Raw genomic sequence first — 3922 nt, forward strand, 5'->3', positions numbered from 1 at the left:
ATCCAGGCATGGCCAGGTTGCCGGCCAGCGGCCGGCACTACCCGACGTCGGCCGCACCCAAGGTAGCGAACAGCCGGCTGGGTGTTTCGATGCCCGGCAGCTGGATGACCCCGCGCTCGTGCATGCCCAGGCCCAGCAGCACCTTCGCCGAGGCGACGTTGTCCAGATCGGTGATGCCGTAGAGATCCATCAGGCCCAGCGCCGTGCGCGCGTGATTGAACACCGCCCGTGCCGCCTCGCTGGCATAGYCCTGCCCCGCGTATGCGGACAGCACCGCGTAGCCGATATCCGGTGCCGGCAACCCCTCGCGGCGCACCAGCCCGGCATTGCCCAGCCACGCACCATCGGACAGCCGCTCGATCGCATACATGCCGAAGCCATTCAACGCATAACTCTGCAGCACACGCAGGGCGATGTACTCGCGCGCCTGCGCTTCGTCACGCACGTTGCGGTCACCAATGAATCGCACGAAGCCCGGATCGTTGAGCAGGGCCAGCATCGGTGCCGCATCGCGGTCCGGTTCAATGGCCCGCAGGCGCAGGCGTTCGCTTTCAATCGGGTGCACGGACAGGTCTCCAGCCAGAGACCCCGATTGTGCCTCAGCCCCCGCGGTTGCCGTTGCCTTTGGTTTTCTTTTTTTCTTTCCGTGGCTGACGCGCCAGGAAACCGTCCAAGGCCGGGTAGAGGGGCTGCGCAGGGGCGTGAGCCGCATGGATGCGGCGACCGAGCTTACAGGGACGTACTTGCAGCGWCCCCTGCGCAGTCCCTCTACCCGGCCAACCACGAACCCACTGCGTTGAGCGCCAGCCACGAGGGGCTGCGCCGTTCGCCGATCAGTCGAACAACGCCTCGATCGCCGCCAACCCCGCCGTCGCCCGCTCCTTCTTCCGCGCCGCATCCGCAACCGGATCAGCGCCATCGCGCTGGATCTCCTCGGCCGGGATCTCCTCGAAGAAGCGGCTCGGCTTCAGCCGCACATGCTCGCCGAACTTGCGGGTCAGCTTGCTGTAGCTCATCCACAGCTGGATCTTGGCGCGGGTGATGCCCACATACAGCAGGCGCCGCTCTTCCTGCAGATTGCCCTCGTCCAGGCTGACCTGGTGCGGCAGTACGCCATCCTCGCAGCCGACGATGAACACRTARGGGAATTCCAGGCCCTTGGAGGCRTGCAWGGTCATCATCCGCACCTGGTTGCCGCCCTCGTCCTTGTCGCTGCGCGACAACAGCGCCAGCTGGCCGGCCAGATCGGCCGCGGTGGCACCACGCGGGCCACCCTCGAACCACTGCGCCAGTTCTTCGATGTTGTTGGCGCGACGCTGGTAGCTGGCTTCTTCCTTGGCCTGCTGCCGCAGCTCGCTGAGCAGGCCCGATTCCTTGGCGACCTTGCGGATCATGTCGCCGGAGCTGATCTGCCGCGTCTGCGCGCGCAGGTCACGCAGGATGTCGGTGAAGCGCGCCAGGCTGTTGGCCGCGCGCGGTGGCAGCTGCTGCAGCGCGCCGATCGCCTCGGCGGCCTGCGCCATCGGCATGTCCTTTTCCGAGGCCAGTTCGGCCAGCTTGGCCAGGGTGCCGGCGCCGACCTCGCGCTTGGGCGACTGCACCGCACGCAGGAACGCGGTGTCGTCGTCCGGGTTCACCAGCAGCCGCAGCCAGGCCAGCGTGTCCTTCACTTCCTGGCGCTCCAGGAACATGGTGCCGCCGGTCAGGTGGTAGGGGATGCGCAGCAGCTGCATGGCCTTTTCCAGCGGCCGCGACTGGAAGTTGCCGCGGAACAGGATGCAGAAATCGCTCCACGGCACGTTGCGCGTCTGCGCTACGAACGCGATCTCGGCGGCGACCTTCTCGGCCTCGTGTTCGCTGTTGCGGCACTCCCACACACGGATGCGCTCGCCGTCGGCCTGGTCGCTCCACAGCTTCTTCAGGTGTTCGTGCGGATTGTTGGCGATCAGCGCGTTGGCCGCGCGCAGCACGCGGTTGGAACACCGGTAGTTCTGCTCCAGCTTGATGATTTCCAGCGCCGGGTAATCGCGCCCCATCTGCTGCAGGTTTTCCGGGTTGGCACCGCGCCAGGCGTAGATCGACTGGTCGTCATCGCCCACGCAGGTGAAGTTGCCCTTGTCACCGGCCAGCTGCTTGAGCAGGCGGTACTGCGCATCGTTGGTGTCCTGGCATTCGTCGACCAGCAGGTAGCCGATGCGCTCGCGCCAGGCCAGCGCGATCTCCGGGTTCTCTTCCAGGATCTGCACCGGCAACCGGATCAGGTCGTCGAAGTCCACTGCATTGAACGCGCTCAGGCGCAACTGGTAGCGCTCGTAGATGCCGGCCGCCTCCTTCTCGCGGTTGCTGCGCGCAGCGGCCATCGCCTGCTCCGGCGACAGGCCGGCGTTCTTGGCGCGCGACACCAGGTTCTTCATGTCCTCGATGTCGTCCGGCTTGGCGCCGTACATCAGGTCCTTGATCTGCGCGGCCGCGTCATCGGCATCGAAGATCGAGAAACCGCGCTTGAGCCCGACGGCGGCATGCTCGATCTGCAGGAACTTCAGGCCCAGCGCATGGAAGGTGCAGATGGTCACTTCATCGGCATCCTGCTCGCACAGGCGCTTGGCCACGCGCTCGCGCATTTCCTTGGCCGACTTGTTGGTGAAGGTGATCGCGGCGATGCGCTTGGCCGGGTAGCGGCCACAGCCGATCAGGTGGGCGATCTTTTCCACGATCACGCGCGTCTTGCCGCTGCCGGCGCCGGCGAGCACCAGCAGCGGTCCTTCGATGTGGAGGACGGCGGCAGCTTGGGGGGGATTGAGACCGTGCATTGGGGTGCGATTGTAGCGGGCGTTGGTGGCGGCCACAGCCGCCGGCCGGTGGGCTTGCTGAACGGCTTCGGCCGGCGCCGGGTGGCGTCGTACAATCGGCCGATGGCCAAGCTCTATTTCTACTATTCGGCGATGAACGCCGGCAAGACCACCACCCTGCTGCAGAGCGCGCACAACTACCGCGAGCGCGGCATGCGCGTGGCGATCCTGACCCCACGCCTGGACGACCGTGCCGGCGCGGGCGTGGTCGCCTCGCGGATCGGCCTGCGCGCCGACGGCATGGCCTTCGAACGCGACACCGACCTGCAGCAGTGGGTCAGCCAGGATCTGCAGGCCAACGGGCCGCTGGGCTGCGTGCTGGTGGACGAGGCGCAGTTCCTCAGCCGCAGCCAGGTCTGGCAGCTCAGCGAAGTGGTCGACCAGCTGCGCATCCCGGTGCTGTGCTACGGCCTGCGCACCGATTTCCGCGGCGAGCTGTTCGAGGGCAGCCAGTACCTGCTGGCCTGGGCCGACGAGATGCAGGAGATCAAGACGATCTGCCACAGTGGCAAGAAGGCGACCATGACCGTGCGCGTGGACGAACATGGCCATGCCGTGCAGGACGGCCCGCAGGTGGAGATCGGCGGCAACGAGCGCTACGTGTCGGTCAGCCGCGCCGAGTTCAAGAAGATCACCCGTGGCGAGGGGCGGATCGATCCGGCGCAGGCACCGCTGCCGTTGTAGGGCATGGCCCTTCACGGGCCATGACGTCCTGCGGTTTACAAGGCCGCGTGGTCGGGCCTAGGCTGCGGCACTACCTGCTGCCGAACTGGATGTCCGTCATGCGCCCCGCCCTGTTGTTGCTTTCCGTGTTGTTCCTGCCCCTGTTCGCCACTGCGGCCGAGCGCCCGTCCGGTGAAGAGGACGCGGCCGTGATCGGCGCCGGTTTCATGGACAGCCATCCGGACATGATGTACCGGCAGTGGGGCGTCAACGCCCTGCGCCGCAACGACGTCAATGGCGCGATGGACAACTTCCGGCTGGCCGCACGCTATGCCGACAAACCCGCGCAGGGCTACCTGGGCGAGATGTACTGGTACGGCGTTGAACAGCCGCGCAATCCGGTCATGGCC

Annotated in this window: 3 protein-coding genes and 1 pseudogene; 2 read left to right on the forward strand and 2 right to left on the reverse strand. The window is 66.6% G+C overall.

The annotated features are described in order from the left end of the window. Nucleotides 1–37: 37 nt before the first annotated feature. Both AC1VAN_RS14305 and AC1VAN_RS14310 read right to left on the reverse strand, forming a co-directional pair. Entirely contained in the window at nt 38–565 is a 528-nt protein-coding gene (locus tag AC1VAN_RS14305) for a GNAT family N-acetyltransferase (protein WP_480986038.1), read from the reverse strand. A 268-nt stretch (nt 566–833) separates the two neighbouring features. Continuing rightward, nucleotides 834–2810 carry a UvrD-helicase domain-containing protein gene (locus tag AC1VAN_RS14310; protein ID WP_480986039.1) on the reverse strand — a complete coding sequence of 659 codons (1977 nt, stop codon included), beginning with the start codon at nt 2808–2810 and terminating at the stop codon, nt 834–836. A 102-nt stretch (nt 2811–2912) separates the two neighbouring features. Between AC1VAN_RS14310 and AC1VAN_RS14315 the strand changes: the two genes are divergently transcribed. Together AC1VAN_RS14315 and AC1VAN_RS14320 are read left to right on the forward strand one after the other, a co-directional pair. Beyond that, complete coding sequence (locus AC1VAN_RS14315) at nt 2913–3533, forward strand: thymidine kinase (protein ID WP_025875442.1); 621 nt, start codon at nt 2913–2915, stop codon at nt 3531–3533. A 98-nt stretch (nt 3534–3631) separates the two neighbouring features. Beyond that, nucleotides 3632–3922, forward strand: a pseudogene (locus AC1VAN_RS14320) (sel1 repeat family protein); the annotation flags it as partial.

It is taken from the genome of Stenotrophomonas sp. 05L44_2 (assembly GCF_056665995.1).

Bases quoted from the DNA above. Each gene is read 5' to 3' on its own strand.
- AC1VAN_RS14315 (WP_025875442.1), top strand. From the start codon at position 2,913: ATGGCCAAGCTCTATTTCTACTATTCGGCGATGAACGCCGGCAAGACC.